Genomic DNA, 15,999 nt, shown 5'->3' on the forward strand with positions numbered 1-15,999 from the left:
GCGAACGGGGCGGCGCGAATTGTCGCCGCCCCATTCCATTTCACGATGCTCAGATATCTCCTCAACAAAATCGCACTTCTGATCCCGACGCTCGTCGGCATCACCATCTGCGCCTTCGCCTTTGTCCGGCTGCTGCCCGGCGATCCGATCCTGGCCATGGCCGGCGAGCATGGCGTCACCCCCGCCCGCTACGAAGAGCTCAAGGAACAGTTCGGCTACAATCTGCCGGTCTGGGAGCAGTATGCGCGCTATGTCGGCGAGGTCGCGACCGGCGATTTCGGCGTCTCGATTTCCTCCAAGCGCCCGGTGCTCCAGGAGTTCAAGACGCTCTTTCCGGCGACGCTGGAATTGTCCTTCTTCGCCATGATCTTCGCCATGGCGATCGGCATCCCGGCCGGCATATTCGCGGCCGTCAAACGCGGCTCATGGTTCGATCAGTCGTTGATGGGCACCGCGCTGGTCGGCTATTCCATGCCGATCTTCTGGTGGGGCCTGCTGCTCATCATCTTCTTTTCCGGCTATCTCGGCTGGACGCCGGTGTCGGGCCGCATGGGCCTGCAGTTCTTCCTGAAGCCGATCACCGGTTTCATGACCATCGACAGCATCCTCTACGGCAAATGGGACGCGCTGCGCTCGGCGCTCAGCCATCTCATCCTCCCGGCGATCGTGCTCGGCACGATTCCGCTGGCGGTGATCGCGCGCCAGACCCGTTCGGCCATGCTCGAGGTGCTCGGTGAAGACTATGTCCGCACCGCCCGCGCCAAAGGCCTTTCCGCCGCCCGCGTCATCGGTGCGCACGCACTTCGCAACGCCCTGATCCCGGTCGTCACCACGATCGGCCTGCAGGTCGGCACGCTGCTTGCCGGCGCTATCCTCACCGAAACCATCTTCGCCTGGCCGGGCATCGGCAAGTGGATGGTCGATTCCATCTTCAAGCGCGACTATGTCGTCGTGCAGTCAGGTCTGCTTTTGATCGCACTCATCGTCATGGCCGTTAACCTCATCGTCGACGTGCTTTATGCCGTCATCAACCCGCGCATCAGGGCGGCGTGATGAGCCAGTCGACCGAAATCGCCCCGATGGCCGCCGGCAGCCCGGACCGGCTGACCGGCTTCAAGACCTTCTGGCACTATTTCTCGGTGAACCGCGGCGCCGTCATCGGCCTGGTCGTCTTCATCCTGCTGGTGCTGGCGGCGCTCTTTGCGCCGTTGCTCGCGCCCTATGCACCTGACGTGCAGGACAAGACCGCCTTCCTCAGGCCGCCGGCCTGGCAGGCGGGCGGCAGCTCGCAATATATCCTCGGCACCGATCCGGTCGGCCGCGACATCCTCTCGCGCCTGCTCTATGGCGCGCGTTTCTCGCTGCTCATCGGCGCCGTCGTCGTCACGCTGGCCCTCGTCGGCGGCATCACGCTCGGCTTGCTGGCAGGCTATTTCCGCGGCTGGGTCGACGTCGCGATCATGCGCGTCATGGACCTGATCCTGGCCTTCCCGTCGCTACTTCTGGCGCTGGTGCTGGTCACCATTCTCGGGCCCGGCCTGTTCAATGCGATGCTGGCGATCTCGCTCGTCCTGCAGCCGCATTTCGCCCGCCTGGTGCGCGCTGCCGTGATGGCCGAGAAGAGCCGCGAATATGTCGTGGCTGCCAAGGTCGCCGGCGCCGGGCACCTGAGGCTGATGCTCAAGACCATCCTGCCGAACTGCCTGGCGCCGCTGATCGTCCAGGGCACGCTGTCCTTCTCGAACGCCATCCTGGAAGCCGCAGCGCTTGGCTTCCTTGGCCTCGGCGCTCAGCCGCCGACACCGGAATGGGGCACCATGCTGGCCTCGGCGCGCGAATTCATCCTGCGCGCCTGGTGGGTGGTGACTTTCCCCGGCCTTGCCATACTTATCACGGTGCTCGCCATCAACCTGATCGGCGACGGCCTGCGCGACGCGCTCGATCCGAAGCTCAGGAGGTCGTGATGGCATTGCTCGACATCCAGAACCTCGTCGTCGAGTTCCAGACCGCCTCCGGCCCGTTCCGCGCCGTCGACGGCGTCTCGCTCCGTGTCGACGAGCGCGAGGTGCTCGCCATCGTCGGCGAATCCGGCTCCGGCAAGTCGGTGTCGATGCTGGCGGTTATGGGCTTGCTGCCCTGGACCGCCACTGTCATCGCCGACCGCATGACGTTCGGCGGCCGCGATCTCCTCAAGATGGGTCCGGCCGAGCGCCGCAAGATCATCGGCAAGGACATTGCCATGATCTTCCAGGAGCCGATCGCCAGTCTCAACCCTTGCTTCACCGTCGGCTTTCAGATCGAGGAAGTGCTGCGCTTCCATCTCGGCATGGATCGCGCACAGCGCCGGGCGCGCGCCATCGAGTTGTTGAAGCAGGTCGGCATTCCGGAGCCGGCCGAGCGGCTCAACTCCTTCCCGCACCAGATGTCGGGCGGCCAATGCCAGCGCGTCATGATCGCCATGGCCATTGCCTGCAATCCGAAGCTGCTGATCGCCGACGAGCCGACCACCGCGCTCGACGTCACCATCCAGAAGCAGATTCTCGATCTGCTTGTGTCGCTGCAGGCCAAATACGGCATGGGGCTGATCATGATCACCCACAATATGGGCGTGGTCGCCGAGACCGCCGATCGCGTCATCGTCCAATACAAGGGCCGCAAGATGGAAGAGGCCGACGTGCTGTCGCTGTTCGAGAACCCCAAGAGCAACTATACGCGCGCGCTGCTGTCTGCGCTGCCGGAGAACGCCGTCGGCGACCGGCTGCCGACCGTCTCAGACATGCTGTTCGAGCCGGCGCCCCCAGAAGCCAGTGCATGACCGGAGCCGGCGCATGACCAAGGTTGTCGAAGGCAAGAACATCAAACGCGACTACCATGTCGGCGGCGGCCTGTTCCGCCCCGCGCGCACGGTGCATGCGGTGAAGGGCGTCTCCTTCAGCGTCGATAAGGGCAAGACGCTCGCCATCGTCGGCGAAAGCGGCTGCGGCAAGTCCACGCTCGCCCGCATCATCACGCTGATCGATCCCGCGACCGCCGGCGATTTGTTCATCGACGGCAACAAGGTCGACATCGCCAAGGACGGATTGACCAAGGAAATGCGCCGCAAGGTGCAGATCGTCTTTCAGAATCCCTACGGGTCGCTCAACCCGCGTCAAAAGATCGGCGACGTGCTCGGCGAGCCGCTGCTGATCAATACCGACAAGCCGGCCGAGGAACGCCGCGACCTGGCGATGAACATGCTGAAGAAGGTCGGCCTCGGCCCCGAGCACTACAACCGCTATCCGCATATGTTCTCCGGCGGTCAGCGCCAGCGCATCGCCATTGCCCGCGCACTGATGCTGAACCCGAGCCTGCTGGTGCTGGACGAGCCGGTCTCGGCGCTCGATCTTTCGGTGCAGGCGCAGGTGCTCAACCTGCTCGCCGACCTGCAGGACGAGTTCAAGCTGACCTATGTCTTCATCAGCCACGATCTGTCGGTGGTGCGCTACATCGCCGACGACGTCATGGTGATGTATTTCGGCGAGGCGGTCGAATACGGCTCGCGCGACGAGGTCTTCTCGGACCCCAAGCACAGCTACACCAAGACGCTCTTCGCCGCGACGCCGCGCGCCGACGTGGCAAGCATCAAGGCAAGGCTGGCGAAGAAGGCGGCGTAAGGCTCGAACCAGACGTCCGGGCGTCACGCCAGTTTCGCAATGATTGCCCGCAGCGCTTCGCCGAAACGGTGCACTTCCTCGACCGTGTTGTAGTGCACCAGCGAGGCGCGGATCGCGCCGCTGTCCATCGACAGGTTCAGCCGCTTCATCAGCCGCGGCGCGTACATATGGCCGTCGCGGATGCCGATCTGCAAGGCCGCCATCTCCTCGACGATCCTTTGCGGCGACAGTGTGCCGATGTTGAAGCAGAAGGTCGGCACGCGCTCATGGATACACGCCTCGTCGGCGACGCCGTAAATTGTCGCGCCGCAGGCCTTCAGCACCTTCATCATCTCGCGCGCCAGCGTCAGCTCGTAGTCGCGAATGGCGTTCATGCCGGCGGCGATGTTGTCGCGGCGCGAGCGGTTGTTCTCGGCCAAGAAATTGCGGCCGATCGACTCCAGGTAGCGCACCGCTGCGTCCATGCCGGAGACATTCTCGTAGATGAAGGTGCCGGCCTCGACCTTGTAGGGCGGCTCATCCGGGATGAAGTCCTCGCGGAAGGTCGGCAGCCGCTTCAACGTTTCGAAGCGGCCCCAGAGAAAACCCATATGCGGCGAGAAATTCTTGTAGCCTGAGCAGACGAGATAGTCGCAGTCCCAGGCCTGCACGTCGATCAGCCCGTGCGGCCCGTAGTGCACGCAGTCGAGGAACACTTCCGCGCCTGCCGCATGCGCGATCTTGGCGACCGAAGCGACATCGACAATCGAGCCGATCGAGTGCGCGGTTACCGTGCAGGCGACGAGCCGGGTGCGGTCCGACATCAGCGGCTTGAGGTCGTCGACATGCAGATTGCCGTCCTCGCGCATGCGCCACCATTTGAACCTGGCGCCGGCCTGCTCCAGCGCCAACCACGTGGCGATGTTGGCGTCATGGTCCATGTCGGTGACGACGATCTCGTCGCGTTCCGAAAGCATCTGGCCGATGCCGAGGCTGACAAGGCGGATGAACGAGGTGGCGTTCATGCCGAAGCAGATTTCGGACGGGCTGTAGGCGTTGATCAGGAGCGCCACACTCTCACGCGCTTCGGCGACGGACTGGTCGACGGTGACGCTGCGGCCGTAGCGGCCGCCGCGCTGCACGTTGTGCGCCACCAGATGGCTGGTCACCGCGTCGAGCACGCTTTGCGGGATCTGCGCACCGGCGGCGTTGTCCATGAAGATGAAGTCGCCGGCCTGCCGGAGCGCCGGGAACATGGCGCGGATCTTCTCGACCGGGAACGAAGCGGCGCTCTCCTGCGCCTTCGAAACATGGTGCTGGTTCACGGGAGTCTCCTTCAGCTAATCGAGGTCATTCTAAGGGGATCAGTGCGCGGACCGAGCTTTGCCGCGCTCTTCGAGGTAGCCGACCAGCCGCACCAGCGGCCACAGGAAGGCGAGATAGATGATCGCCGCGCCGATCAGCGGCGTCGGATTGGCCATCAGCGCCTGCGCGTCGGTCGCCTGCTTCAAGAGGTCCGGCATCGCCACCACCGAGGCGAGCGCGGTGTCCTTGAACACCGAGACGCAGTTGCTGGTGAGCGGCGGAATGACGACGCGGATCGCTTGCGGCAGGATCACCTTGCGCATGGCGACCCAAAAGGGCAGGCCGAGCGCCGACGCCGCCTCGAACTGGCCCTTCGGAATGTTCTCGATGCCGGCGCGGCAGACTTCCGCCGTGAAGGCCGCCAACACCAGTGACAGCGCAAGTGCTGCCGAGACGAAGGACGACAGGCGGATGCCGATGAAGGGCAGGGCGTAGTAGATCAGGATCAGCACCACCAGGATCGGAAGCGCGCGGAACATGTCGATATAGAGCGTCGCCAGCCGCCTGAGCGGCTTCGGCGCGTAGAGCCGCACCAGGCAGATCGCCAGCCCGCCCATCGTGCCGAAGATGATCGCCGCGCAGCCGAGCAGAATGGTGTTGCCAAGACCGCGGATCAGGATCGGAAACGATCGGACCAGGATGCCCCAGTTGAAGAAGGTGTCGATCAGTTCCATCGGCGCTCACCGTGAGACAAGGTTCGCCGTGTTGGGCGAGACCCAAATGGTCGAAGCGAGAGCGCCAACTCTTGCTGCCGCTCTCGTCGGAATTTCTGATTAGCCGGCTTATTGCGGGATCGGGCCAGGCGTCACCGTGCTGGTGCCGGCTTCCGGATCGACGCCGAACCACTTCTTGTGGATCGCGGCCATGGTGCCATCCTTCTTCATTTCGCTGATGGCGTCGTTGACTTTTTCAAGCAGCGGATGGCCCTTCTTGGTCATCATGGCGAAGCGCTCGCCGGTCGGGATGCGCACCAGGATCTTTAGCGCTGGCATCTGCTTGATGGCGAACAGGAAGCCGGCGAGCTCGCCCGCGCCGCCGTCGATGCGGCCGTTCTGCACGTCGAGCAGAAGGTCCTGCTGGGCGTTGTAGCTCTTCGTCTCTGCAACGCCGAGCTTGGCGGCGTTCTCCTTCATGTAGGCTTCGCCTGTCGAGCCGGCGATGACCCCGATGGTCTTGCCCTTCAGATCGTCGAGCGATTTGATGGCGGAATCCGCCTTGCCGACGATGGTACCGTCGCTGTCGTAATAGGCTTGCGTGAAGCCCTGGTTCTGCAGCCGCTCCTTGGTGACCGAGATCGAGGACACGGCAAAGTCGATGCGGCCCGAAGCGGTCGCTGCGAACAGCGCCTGGAAGCCGAGGTCCTGGAACTCGACCTCTGCGCCGATGCGCTTGGCGACATCATTGGCGACGTCGATCTCAAACCCCTCGAAGGCACCGGAATCGGTCTTGTATTCCCATGGCGGGTTGGCCGGATAGGCGCCCACCATGATCTTGTCGGCGAAGGCGGGCGCCGCAAAGGCGAGGCCGGCAGCGACGGCCATCCCAATCAGTCCTAGACGTTTCAACATCTTGCTTCCCTCTGGTTCGGTTCCTGATCCGCCCCTTTCCGGCGCCAAACTCCCGGGCGCCGCAGGCGAGGCGGTACCTGAATTTCACGACGCGCGGCGTCGCCGCGAACCGATATGCTTCGTGAGTTGCGCGATCAGCGCGTCGACCGCCGTCTCTGTGGTGACCATGCCGGGAGACAGCCGCAGCGTCGTGCCGCGCGCATCGCAGTAAAGCCGCTCGTCGCGAAGCGCAGCTATGATCTTCGCCGGCTCGGTACCTTGCGGCAGGCCGAGCATCACGCTGCCGCCACGTTCACTGGCATCGAGCGGCGAGCGGATCTCCCAGCCATTCTCCAGCGCGGCGCCGATGATACGCTCGACGAGCCCGGCATTCTGCGCGCGGATGATGTCGATGCCGGTCTGTTCCACCCACTCCAGCCCGGGCAGCGAGGCGACGCTTGCCAGGATCGCCGGCGTGCCATGATCGAAGCGGCGCGCATCGTCGGCGTAAGTGAAAGCGTCGAGGTCCCAGGAGAACGGGTTCGGCTGACTGAACCAGCCCCGCAACTCCGGCCGGCAGGACGCCAGAAGGTCAGGCGCGACCTGCAAAATGCCGGCGCCGGAGGATCCACACAGCCATTTGAGCGAAGTCGAGACGACGAAATCGACCGGCGTCGCGGCAACCGAAAACGGCGCCACGCCGATGCCTTGTGTGACATCAACGCCGACTATGCTGCCCACGGCGCGGCCATGCGCGGCGAGGCGGCCGACATCGCAGCGGTGCGAGGCCGTCGAGGTGACGAAGGTAATGAGCGCGAGCCCGACATCCGCCTGCCAGCGGTCGATGAAATCCTGGTCGCGAACCCAGGTCTCGCCAGGCCGCAATGGGACGGTGTCGAGGGTGAAGCCGAAACGCTCTCCCAAGCCCGCCAGCAGGAAATGCAGGCTAGGAAAACAGTCGGCGGCGACCAGCAGCCGCTTTCCCGCCAGCCGCTCCGTCGGCAAGCCACCGATCAGGCTATAGAGCGCGGCGGTGACATTCTCGGCCGTGGTCAGCGTGCCTTGCGGCGCCTCGATCAGCCGCCTCCAGGCATCGATGAAGCGTTGCCGCGCCGCAAGCGCGGCAGGCCACTGACCGTCGTCTTCCGCCGACCAGATGTTGGAGAAATCCGTCAGCGAGGCGGCCATTCGCTCGGCCTTGCCGGGGAAGGTGCCGATCGAATGATAGAGAAAATAGCCGGACATTCGCTGCCTCCCTGTGATCATGTGATCACAAATACGGACAGGGATCAATGCGCCGCGGCTGAAGAAATGCGGGTCAGCGCCTCACAATCCGGCTGTTCTCTTGGTCCAGGAGCTTGGCCCAGGCGGCTTCAAAGCCACTCTGCGGCGGCCGCCTATCAAGGCGCCCTTCCGAAAGCTGCAAAATCGACCGGTCTGGGCTCCGGCACGTCAGGACAGATCGCCCGCAATGTCGCTTGCGTCGCCGTGATATCGGCCACCACCTCGTCGCGCGCGCGGGTGAAATCCTTGTCCTTGATGGCCGCTATGATCGCGACGTGCCGGCCCGAAGGCTCCATGGTGCCGGCGCGCATCAGCGGCGCGACATGGTTGGACAACAGCCGCATGTACGGACCGAAGCGCAGCCACAGCGTCTCGATCAGCTGAAACAGCACATCGGAGCCGCAGGCGCGGTATATGGTGAAGTGGAACTGCTGGTTCTTGGCGATCAGCTCGTAGATGCTGCCGTCGCGGCCGATCGCCCGCTGGTCGTCAGTAACCCTTTGCAGCAAGCCGATCTCGGCTGCGGTCAGGCGCGGCGCGCCAAGCTCGGCGGCCAGCCCCTCGACGGCGAGGCGGGCCCGGCAGAGGTCGTCGAGCCGCGCCCGCGTCACCACCGGCACGCAGGCTGAGCCGTTCTGCGAGATTTCCAGCGCGTTCTCCGCCGCCAGCCGCCGCAACGCCTCGCGCACCGGCATGTTTGAGGTGCCGAAAGCCTCCGCCAGCGAGGCGATGGTCAGCACCTGCCCGGGATCGAAGCTGCCGACCATCAGGGCATGGCGAAGTTGCTGGTAGACGCCGTCCTGGACAGTAATGCGTCCCGATACTGGTTCGAAGCCCAGAGCCACGCTTTTGCTTTCCTTGGTGCCGGCAAAGTTTATGTGCGAATATCCGCCCGACGCGGGTATGATCATCTGATCACAGATTGTGGCGGCAGCCAAGCGGCCCTTGCCGTACTGTCACGGCAATGCTGACGCACGGAAGGCAGACACGATCCCTCGAGCGCGCCGAGTTGGAGTAGCCGCCTTCGCCGCTTCAGGCCATTGCGAAATAGAAGCCAGTAGCGCCTCCGACTCACTCCGGAATAATTGCGATTGCCTGTATCTCCACCTTCGCCCGGTCCTCGACCAGCGCCACCACCTGCATGGCGGCCATCGCCGGAAAATGCCGGCCGATGACGGCGCGGTAGACTTCGCCGATCCCTTTGAGGTTGGCGAGGTACTCGGCCTTGTCGGTAAAATACCAGGTCATCGAGGTGATGTGCTGCGGCTCCCCGCCGGCCTCGGCGAGAACGGCGACGACATTGGTGAGGGTCTGGCGCACCTGATCGACGAAATCGTCGGTCTCGAACCGGCACTCGGCATTCCAGCCGACCTGGCCGCCGATGAAGACCAGCCGGCCACGCGCGGCAACGCCGTTGGCATAGCCGATCGGTTTGGCCCAGCCTTCCGGCTGCAGGATCGTGTGCATGTCTAGCCTCCCTTAAGTGAAATGCGGTCCGCAAGCATGATCTCACGCCGCTCCCATCACTTGCCTGGCGATCACCACTTTCTGCACGTCGGAAGCGCCCTCATAGATGCGCAGCGCGCGTATCTCGCGATAGAGGCTCTCGACGATGTGGCCCTTGCGCACGCCGTCGCCGCCATGCAGTTGCACCGCCTTGTCGATCACTTCCTGCGCCTTGTCCGTGGAGAACAGCTTGGCCATTGCCGCCTCGCGAGTGACGCGGGCGGCGCCCATATCCTTGGTCCAGGCGGCGCGATAGACGAGCAGGGCGGCGGCGTCGACATCCAGCGCCATGTCGGCGATGTGGCCCTGCACCATCTGCAGTTCGGCCATCGGCGCGCCGAACAGTTTTCGCTCGGACACCCTTTTGATGCTTTCGTCCAACGCTCTTCGAGCAAAGCCGAGCGCCGCGGCACCCACCGTCGAGCGGAAGACGTCGAGCACCGACATGGCGATCCGAAAACCGTCGCCGGGTTTGCCGATCAGGGCGGAAGCCGGAACGCGCACATTGTCGAAGGAGAGCCGCGCGAGTGGATGCGGGGCGATAACTTCCAATCGTTCGGCGATGCCAACGCTTTTGGTGTCCGCAGGCACGATCAAAGCGGAAATTCCCTTGGCGCCGGGCGCCTCGCCGGTGCGGGCGAAAACAATGTATACGTCGGCAATGCCGCCATTGGAGATCCAGGTCTTCTCGCCCGAAAGCACATAGAAGTCGCCGTCGCGGACAGCCGCCATCTCCATGTTGGCGACATCCGATCCCGACCGCGGCTCCGACAGCGCAAAGGCTGCGATCGCCTGGCCCGCCCGCGTCTTTTCCAGCCAGCGCTGCTGCTCCGGTGTGCCGAACAGCGAGATCGCGCCGGTGCCAAGGCCCTGCATGGCGAAGGCGAAGTCGGCGAGCCCGTCATGGCGCGCCAGCGTCTCGCGGGTGATGCAGAGCGTGCGCACGTCGAGCGGCTCCGGCTTGTCGGGATCGAGCGCCGTCGGCTTCAGCCAGCCGTCGCGGCCGAGCATGGAGACGAGATTGCGGCAGGCCGCGTCGACATCGTGGTGATCGACGGGCAGGTTCTTGGCGCACCAGGCGTCGAGATTTTCGGCAAGTTCGCGATGGCGGCTTTCAAAGAAGGGCCAGTTAAGGAAGGAACGGTCAGGCATCGGTGCCTCCGCTACTCTTCAAGGCCTCTGCTCTATGGCGCCCCCCTCTGTCCTGCCGGACATCTCCCCCACAAAGGGGGAGATTGGCAGTTTTGGCGCCCCGCTCATTCTTGCGACCTTGGCGATTGGCGAAGGCAGAGACGACAGCTGATCTCCCCCCTTGTGGGGGAGATGTCCGGCAGGACAGAGGGGGGCGCTGTCCCGCAAACGTCTCCGTTAAAAGAGCCATCCTCATTTCCCCTCGAACACCGGCTTTTCCTTGGCCACGAACGCCTTGTAGGCGCGCTCGAAATCGCCGGTCTGCATGCAGATCGCCTGTGCCTGCGCTTCCGCCTCGATCGCCTGGTCGAGACCCATCGACCATTCCTGGTTCAACTGCGTCTTGGTGATGCAATGCGCGAAGGTCGGGCCGGAGACGATCCGCGCTGCCATCTCGAGCGCGTCGGCCTCGAGCGCCGCTGCATCGACCAGCCGATTGTAGAAGCCCCAACGCTCGCCTTCGGCCGCGCTCATGGTGCGGCCGGTATAAAGCAGCTCGGCGGCGCGGCCCTGGCCGATGATGCGGGGCAAGATCGCGCAGGCGCCCATGTCGCACCCGGCGAGGCCGACGCGGGTAAACAGGAAGGCGGTCTTTGCTTCCGGCGTCGCGATGCGGATGTCGGAGGCCATGGCGATGATCGCGCCGGCGCCGACGGCGACGCCATCCACCGCCGCGATGATCGGCTTGCCGCAATTCAGCATGGCCTTGACGAAGTCGCCGGTCATGCGCGTGAAGGAGAGCAGCGCCTTCATGTCCATCTTGACCAGGGGTCCGATGATGTCGTGGACATCGCCGCCCGAGCAGAAATTGCCGCCGTTGGGCAGGAACGCCACGGCATCGACATCATCGGCGTAAGCGAGATCGCGAAAAGTGTCGCGCAGCTCCGCATAACTGTCGAAGGTCAGCGGGTTCTTGCGCTCCGGCCGGTCGAGCCGGACCTTCGCGACCCTGCCTTCCACCTCCCAGAGGAAGTGCTTCGGCTTGAGCTTGGCCATGGCGCTCATTCGCGTCCCTCCCAATTGCTGCGGAACGATTTCAGCATGCCGGTCAGCCGGCGCGCTTCGTCCTCGCTGACAGTGCCGAGGAGCTCGCCGACCCAGTTCTCATGCGCCGCGGCGATTGCCGCGAAAGACTTCGAACCTTCTTCGGTCAGCCGCACCATCGAGGTGCGGCGGTCGCCGTTGCGGCGCGCGCGCGTCACCAGCCCTTCGGAGACCAGCCGGTCGACGATGCCGGTGATATTGCCGTTCGACACCAGCAGGAATCGCGACAGGTCGCTCATCAGCATGCCCTCCGGCGAGCGGTAGAGCGCCGCCATGACGTCGAAGCGCGGCAGCGTGGTGTCGAACTCCTTCTTCAGCCGCTCGCGCAGCTCGGCCTCGATCGTGCGCGAAGCACGCAGCAGGCGGATCCACAGCCGCAGCCTGTCCTTGCCCGGCCCGATAGACGTCGGTCCCGCTACCATGTCTCGCCTCCCGAGACCGAGATCGCCTGTCCTGTGATCGACCGCGCCGCATCGCCGCAGAGCCAGAGCACCGCCGCGGCGACCTCTTCCGGCTGGATGAAACGCGCCTGCGGGTTCGCAGCCGAAAGGCTCGCGCGTGCCTCATCGGCGGAACGGCCGGTCTTCTCGACGATGCGCTGGATGGATTCCTCCAGCATGTCGGTTTCGACGAAGCCCGGGCAGATGGCGTTGACGGTGATGCCGGACTTGGCGGTCTCGGCTGCGAGCGCCCGCATCAGCCCGACGACGCCATGCTTGGCCGCTACGTAGGGCGCGACATACGCGTAGCCCTTCAGTCCGGCGGTCGAGGCAATGAAAACGATACGGCCTGTCTTCCGCGCCAGCATGCCGCCAAGCGCCGGCTGCACCGCCAGGAAGGCGCCGGTGAGGTTGACGTCGAGCGAGCGCTGCCAGTCGGCGAGCGAGGTCTTGTGCGCCGGCGCACTGACAGCCATCCCGGCATTGGCGACGACGATCTCGAAGGGACCGCGCGCCGCCTCGGCCTTCTCGTACAGCGCCGTCATGTCGGCTTCGTCGGTGACATCGGCGCCGATGCCGAAGATGCGGTCGTTTGCCTTCGCGACTTCATTCAGCGCGGCCTTGCGGCGGCCACAGATGGTGACGGCGACGCCGGCTTCCGCCAGCGACAGTGCGATCGCACGGCCGACGCCGGAGCCGCCGCCGGTGACCAGCGCATGCTTGCCGGCAATCATGCGCCAGTCCTCCAGGCAAGGCGCTGCGCCTCATCCTTACCCTCTCCCCGTGAAGGACGGGGAGAGCGGGCCGCCAGCGTTTGAGCTTGTGCCTTCTCCCCGTCCTTCACGGGGAGAAGGTGCCGGCAGGCGGATGAGGGGCGGCGCCGACGTGAAAACATAAATGCGCTCATACCTTCAGCCCTGCCGCCGCTTCGCGTTCGGCCAGCCGGTAGATCTGGTCGCGTCCGCGCAGATAAGGATCCGGCCATTTGACGCCGCGGTCGCCGAGGGTGACGGCCGCATGCAGAGTCCAATAGGGATCGCTGAGATGCGGCCGGGCCAGCGCCACCAGATCGGCGCGTCCTGCCATCAGGATCGAGTTGGCGTGGTCCGGCTCGTAGATGTTGCCGACCGCCATCGTCGCCATGCCGACCTCGTTGCGGATGCGGTCGGAGAACGGCGTCTGGAACATGCGGCCATAGACCGGCTTCGCGGCGATCGTGGTCTGGCCGGCCGAGACGTCGCAGAGATCGACGCCGGTTTGATGCAGAAGCTTGGCGATCTCGACCGCATCGGCCGGCGTGACGCCTTCGATGCCCACCCAGTCATTGGCCGAGATGCGCACCGAGATAGGCTTTTCGGCCGGCCACACGGCGCGCACCGCGTGGAAGATCTCCAGCGGATAGCGCATGCGGTTCTCCAGCGAGCCGCCATAGTCGTCGGTGCGCCTGTTGGTCAGCGGCGTGATGAAGGCGGAGAGCAGATAGCCATGCGCGGCATGGATCTCCAGCATGTCGAAGCCGCAGCGCTCGGCCATCTCCGCCGAGGCGACGAACTGGTCGCGCACAAGGTCCATGTCGGCGCGGTTCATCGCCTTCGGCACCTGATTCTGCGGCGACCACGGCACGGCTGAAGGCGCCATCACCGGCCAGTTGCCGGACGGCAGCGGCTCGTCCGTTCCTTCCCAGCCGAGGCGGGTCGAGCCCTTCGGGCCTGAATGGCCGATCTGGGCGCAGATCTTGGCTTCGGTCTCGGCGTGGACGAAATCGACCAGCCGCTTCCAGGCGACCTCATGCTCGGGCTGGTAGAAGCCGGTGCAGCCAGGGGTGATGCGTCCCTCCGGGCTGACGCAAGTCATCTCGATATAAACGAGCCCGGCCCCGCCCTTGGCGCGCTCGGCATAGTGGGCGAAATGCCAGTCGGTCGGGCAGCCGTCGACCGCCTTGTACTGGGCCATCGGCGAGACGACGATGCGGTTCGTGAGCGCCATCTCGCGCAGTCTGAATGGCGCGAACATCGGCGCGCGGCGCAGCATGTTGCCGCCGGCGCCGGCCTTGCGCTGGAACCATTCCTCCGCGCCCGCCAGCCATTCGGCATCGCGCAGACGAAGGTTCTCGTGGCTGATGCGCTGCGAGCGGGTGAGCAGCGAATAGTTGAATTGAACTGGATCCAACCCGAGATAACGTTCGACTTCCTCGAACCATTCGAGCGAGTTGCGCGCCGCCGATTGCAGTTTCAGCACCTCGGTGCGGCGAGCATCTTCGTATTTGCGGAAGGCCGCTTCGAGGTCGGACTCGGACTCGACATAGTCGGCGAGCGCGACGGCGCTCTCCAGGGCCAGCTTCGTGCCGGAGCCGATCGAGAAATGCGCCGATGCCGCCGCGTCGCCCATCAGCGCCAGATTCTTGTAAGACCAGCGCTCGCAAAGCACGCGCGGGAAGTTGATCCAGGCCGAACCTCTGATGTGGTTGGCATTGGTCATCAGCGGATGGCCGCCCAGATGCTTTTCGAAAATGCGCTCGCAGACCGCGATCGATTCCTGCTGCGTCATCGCGCCGAAACCGAAGGCAGCCCAGGTCTGTTCGCTGCATTCGACGATGAAGGTCGCGGTCTCGCTGTCGAACTGGTAGGCATGCGCCCACACCCAGCCGTGCTCAGTCTTTTCGAAGATGAAGGTGAACGCGTCGTCGAATTTCTGCGTGGTGCCGAGCCACACGAACTTGCATTTGCGCGTGTCGATGTCGGGCTTGAAGACGTTGGCGAAGGTGGCGCGCGACTTCGAGTTCAATCCGTCGGCCGCAACGATAAGGTCGTGCGTTTCCATGTACGGCTTAGGATCGGAAATCTCGGTCTCGAACATCATCTTGATGCCGAGCTCGCGCGCTCTGCGCTGGAGCAGAATTAAAAGCCGCTTGCGGCCGATGCCGCAGAAGCCGTGGCCGGTCGACACCGTGCGCACGCCGTCATGAATGACGGCGATGTCGTCCCAGTAGGCAAAATGCTTCCTGATCCAGACCGCGCTGACAGGGTCGTTCCTGGTCAGGTTCTCCAGCGTTTCGGCCGACAGCACCACACCCCAGCCGAACGTATCGTCGGGGCGGTTGCGCTCGTAGACCGTCACGTCATGCGCGGCGTCGCGCAGCTTCAGCGAAATGGCAAAATAGAGGCCGGCCGGTCCGCCGCCGAGAACCGCAACCTTCATGTCTTGCGATCTCCTCTAGAGCAATTCCAGGAAAAGTGCGTAGCGGTTTCCCGTCCGGAATTGCGTCAAACGCTCAATGGGCATCAGGGACCGCCGAGGGGCCGGCGGTTCCAACATCAGTATCGCGCCTGCCAGCAATTATTTCAAGCTTAAAGTTTCATAATTGAACAATTGCGGCGCGATCAGCTCACTTGGCTGGATCTTTGGGACTCCACAGCACAGTCTCGGCGCCTTTCTCGTAAGCCATGCCGTCGGGATAGCTGATCGCTTCCAGCTGCAGTCCCCAGGGCGCCTGGAAATAGAGGATGGTTTGGCCGGCGGCCGGTCCTTCTTTGACCGGCAGAGGACCCATCCTGGTCTTCACGCCCTTGGCGTCGAGATAGGCCTTCGCGGCGGCGACATCGTCGACATAGAAGGCGATATGGAAGCCGCCGATGTCGCTGTTCTTCGGCGTCAGGTCCTTCTGGTCGGGCGCGGTGTATTTGAACAATTCGATGTTCGATCCATAGCCGCAGCGCACCAGGGTGATCTCCTCGATTACCGCTTTTGGATCGACGCCGAGCAGGTCCTGCATGAAGGTGCCCTTGTCGTCGGCGAACGGGCCGAAGGACATCGCCTTCTTGCAACCGACCACATTGGTGAAGAAGTCGACGGCCTGCTTCATGTCGGGCACGGTGACGCCGGTATGGTCGTGGCCGCGCATGCCGGGGATCGAGTCGGCCGAAGCCGTTCCCATTGAGCCGAACAGGATTGCGCCGAGCATTGCGCCGCTTCTTGCGTATTTCATGTCAC

The 15,999-nt window shown here is 64.3% G+C and carries 16 protein-coding genes; 4 read left to right on the forward strand and 12 right to left on the reverse strand.

Annotated features, from left to right (window positions below; translation table 11 throughout):
- Nucleotides 1-45: 45 nt before the first annotated feature.
- The 4 genes from P9254_RS19395 to P9254_RS19410 are packed head-to-tail and all read left to right on the forward strand — an operon-like array spanning nucleotide 46 to nucleotide 3,653.
- Nucleotides 46-1,053 (forward strand): ABC transporter permease subunit, encoded by a 1,008-nt coding sequence (locus P9254_RS19395; protein ID WP_067003640.1) that lies wholly within the window; start codon nucleotides 46-48, stop codon nucleotides 1,051-1,053.
- The gene (locus P9254_RS19400) at nucleotides 1,053-1,964 is read left to right on the forward strand and encodes an ABC transporter permease subunit (RefSeq protein WP_095799279.1); all 912 of its coding nucleotides are present in this window, start codon (nucleotides 1,053-1,055) and stop codon (nucleotides 1,962-1,964) included. The genes P9254_RS19395 and P9254_RS19400 overlap by 1 nt, the downstream gene beginning before the upstream one ends.
- Entirely contained in the window at nucleotides 1,964-2,815 is an 852-nt protein-coding gene (locus tag P9254_RS19405; protein ID WP_278057243.1) for an ABC transporter ATP-binding protein, read from the forward strand. Before P9254_RS19400 ends, P9254_RS19405 begins: the two co-directional genes overlap by 1 nt.
- A gap of 13 nt (nucleotides 2,816-2,828) precedes the next feature.
- Nucleotides 2,829-3,653 carry a dipeptide ABC transporter ATP-binding protein gene (locus tag P9254_RS19410; protein WP_095799476.1) on the forward strand — a complete coding sequence of 275 codons (825 nt, stop codon included), beginning with the start codon at nucleotides 2,829-2,831 and terminating at the stop codon, nucleotides 3,651-3,653.
- Nucleotides 3,654-3,676: 23 nt separating this feature from the next.
- On the opposite strand, the gene P9254_RS19415 is transcribed toward P9254_RS19410, so the two are convergent.
- The 12 genes from P9254_RS19415 to P9254_RS19470 form a co-directional block, all read right to left on the reverse strand.
- Nucleotides 3,677-4,957, reverse strand: coding sequence for a cysteine desulfurase-like protein (locus tag P9254_RS19415; protein ID WP_278057244.1), 1,281 nt, complete (start codon nucleotides 4,955-4,957; stop codon nucleotides 3,677-3,679).
- A gap of 39 nt (nucleotides 4,958-4,996) precedes the next feature.
- Nucleotides 4,997-5,671 (reverse strand): amino acid ABC transporter permease, encoded by a 675-nt coding sequence (locus P9254_RS19420; protein WP_278057245.1) that lies wholly within the window; start codon nucleotides 5,669-5,671, stop codon nucleotides 4,997-4,999.
- Nucleotides 5,672-5,779: 108 nt separating this feature from the next.
- A complete protein-coding gene (locus P9254_RS19425) occupies nucleotides 5,780-6,565 on the reverse strand; it encodes an ABC transporter substrate-binding protein (protein WP_067003647.1) in 786 nt (261 codons plus the stop codon).
- Nucleotides 6,566-6,649: 84 nt separating this feature from the next.
- Nucleotides 6,650-7,789, reverse strand: a complete 1,140-nt coding sequence (locus tag P9254_RS19430; protein WP_278057246.1) for an aminotransferase class V-fold PLP-dependent enzyme — start codon at nucleotides 7,787-7,789, stop codon at nucleotides 6,650-6,652.
- A gap of 155 nt (nucleotides 7,790-7,944) precedes the next feature.
- A complete protein-coding gene (locus P9254_RS19435; RefSeq protein WP_278057247.1) occupies nucleotides 7,945-8,673 on the reverse strand; it encodes a GntR family transcriptional regulator in 729 nt (242 codons plus the stop codon).
- A 226-nt stretch (nucleotides 8,674-8,899) separates the two neighbouring features.
- On the reverse strand, nucleotides 8,900-9,295 hold the full coding sequence (locus P9254_RS19440; protein ID WP_067324413.1) for a RidA family protein: 396 nt from the start codon (nucleotides 9,293-9,295) through the stop codon (nucleotides 8,900-8,902).
- Nucleotides 9,296-9,337: 42 nt separating this feature from the next.
- Entirely contained in the window at nucleotides 9,338-10,486 is a 1,149-nt protein-coding gene (locus tag P9254_RS19445) for an acyl-CoA dehydrogenase family protein (protein ID WP_067324415.1), read from the reverse strand.
- A gap of 231 nt (nucleotides 10,487-10,717) precedes the next feature.
- Complete coding sequence (locus P9254_RS19450) at nucleotides 10,718-11,530, reverse strand: enoyl-CoA hydratase family protein (RefSeq protein ID WP_067324417.1); 813 nt, start codon at nucleotides 11,528-11,530, stop codon at nucleotides 10,718-10,720.
- Entirely contained in the window at nucleotides 11,527-11,991 is a 465-nt protein-coding gene (locus tag P9254_RS19455; protein WP_067324419.1) for a MarR family winged helix-turn-helix transcriptional regulator, read from the reverse strand. Before P9254_RS19455 ends, P9254_RS19450 begins: the two co-directional genes overlap by 4 nt.
- The gene (locus P9254_RS19460) at nucleotides 11,985-12,743 is read right to left on the reverse strand and encodes an SDR family NAD(P)-dependent oxidoreductase (protein ID WP_127247593.1); all 759 of its coding nucleotides are present in this window, start codon (nucleotides 12,741-12,743) and stop codon (nucleotides 11,985-11,987) included. Before P9254_RS19460 ends, P9254_RS19455 begins: the two co-directional genes overlap by 7 nt.
- Before the next feature lie 169 nt (nucleotides 12,744-12,912).
- Complete coding sequence (locus tag P9254_RS19465) at nucleotides 12,913-15,207, reverse strand: bifunctional salicylyl-CoA 5-hydroxylase/oxidoreductase (protein ID WP_278057248.1); 2,295 nt, start codon at nucleotides 15,205-15,207, stop codon at nucleotides 12,913-12,915.
- 187 nt (nucleotides 15,208-15,394) lie between these two features.
- Entirely contained in the window at nucleotides 15,395-15,994 is a 600-nt protein-coding gene (locus tag P9254_RS19470) for a VOC family protein (RefSeq protein ID WP_245460783.1), read from the reverse strand.
- Nucleotides 15,995-15,999: the final 5 nt, after the last annotated feature.

This window comes from Mesorhizobium sp. WSM4983, assembly GCF_029625765.1.
GTDB lineage: Bacteria > Pseudomonadota > Alphaproteobacteria > Rhizobiales > Rhizobiaceae > Mesorhizobium.

Bases quoted from the DNA above. Each gene is read 5' to 3' on its own strand.
- P9254_RS19395 (WP_067003640.1), top strand. From the start codon at position 46: ATGCTCAGATATCTCCTCAACAAAATCGCACTTCTGATCCCGACGCTC.
- P9254_RS19400 (WP_095799279.1), top strand. From the start codon at position 1,053: ATGAGCCAGTCGACCGAAATCGCCCCGATGGCCGCCGGCAGCCCGGAC.
- P9254_RS19405 (WP_278057243.1), top strand. From the start codon at position 1,964: ATGGCATTGCTCGACATCCAGAACCTCGTCGTCGAGTTCCAGACCGCC.
- P9254_RS19410 (WP_095799476.1), top strand. From the start codon at position 2,829: ATGACCAAGGTTGTCGAAGGCAAGAACATCAAACGCGACTACCATGTC.
- P9254_RS19420 (WP_278057245.1), bottom strand. From the start codon at position 5,671: ATGGAACTGATCGACACCTTCTTCAACTGGGGCATCCTGGTCCGATCG.
- P9254_RS19425 (WP_067003647.1), bottom strand. From the start codon at position 6,565: ATGTTGAAACGTCTAGGACTGATTGGGATGGCCGTCGCTGCCGGCCTC.
- P9254_RS19430 (WP_278057246.1), bottom strand. From the start codon at position 7,789: ATGTCCGGCTATTTTCTCTATCATTCGATCGGCACCTTCCCCGGCAAG.
- P9254_RS19440 (WP_067324413.1), bottom strand. From the start codon at position 9,295: ATGCACACGATCCTGCAGCCGGAAGGCTGGGCCAAACCGATCGGCTAT.
- P9254_RS19445 (WP_067324415.1), bottom strand. From the start codon at position 10,486: ATGCCTGACCGTTCCTTCCTTAACTGGCCCTTCTTTGAAAGCCGCCAT.
- P9254_RS19450 (WP_067324417.1), bottom strand. From the start codon at position 11,530: ATGAGCGCCATGGCCAAGCTCAAGCCGAAGCACTTCCTCTGGGAGGTG.
- P9254_RS19455 (WP_067324419.1), bottom strand. From the start codon at position 11,991: ATGGTAGCGGGACCGACGTCTATCGGGCCGGGCAAGGACAGGCTGCGG.
- P9254_RS19460 (WP_127247593.1), bottom strand. From the start codon at position 12,743: ATGATTGCCGGCAAGCATGCGCTGGTCACCGGCGGCGGCTCCGGCGTC.
- P9254_RS19465 (WP_278057248.1), bottom strand. From the start codon at position 15,207: ATGAAGGTTGCGGTTCTCGGCGGCGGACCGGCCGGCCTCTATTTTGCC.
- P9254_RS19470 (WP_245460783.1), bottom strand. From the start codon at position 15,994: ATGAAATACGCAAGAAGCGGCGCAATGCTCGGCGCAATCCTGTTCGGC.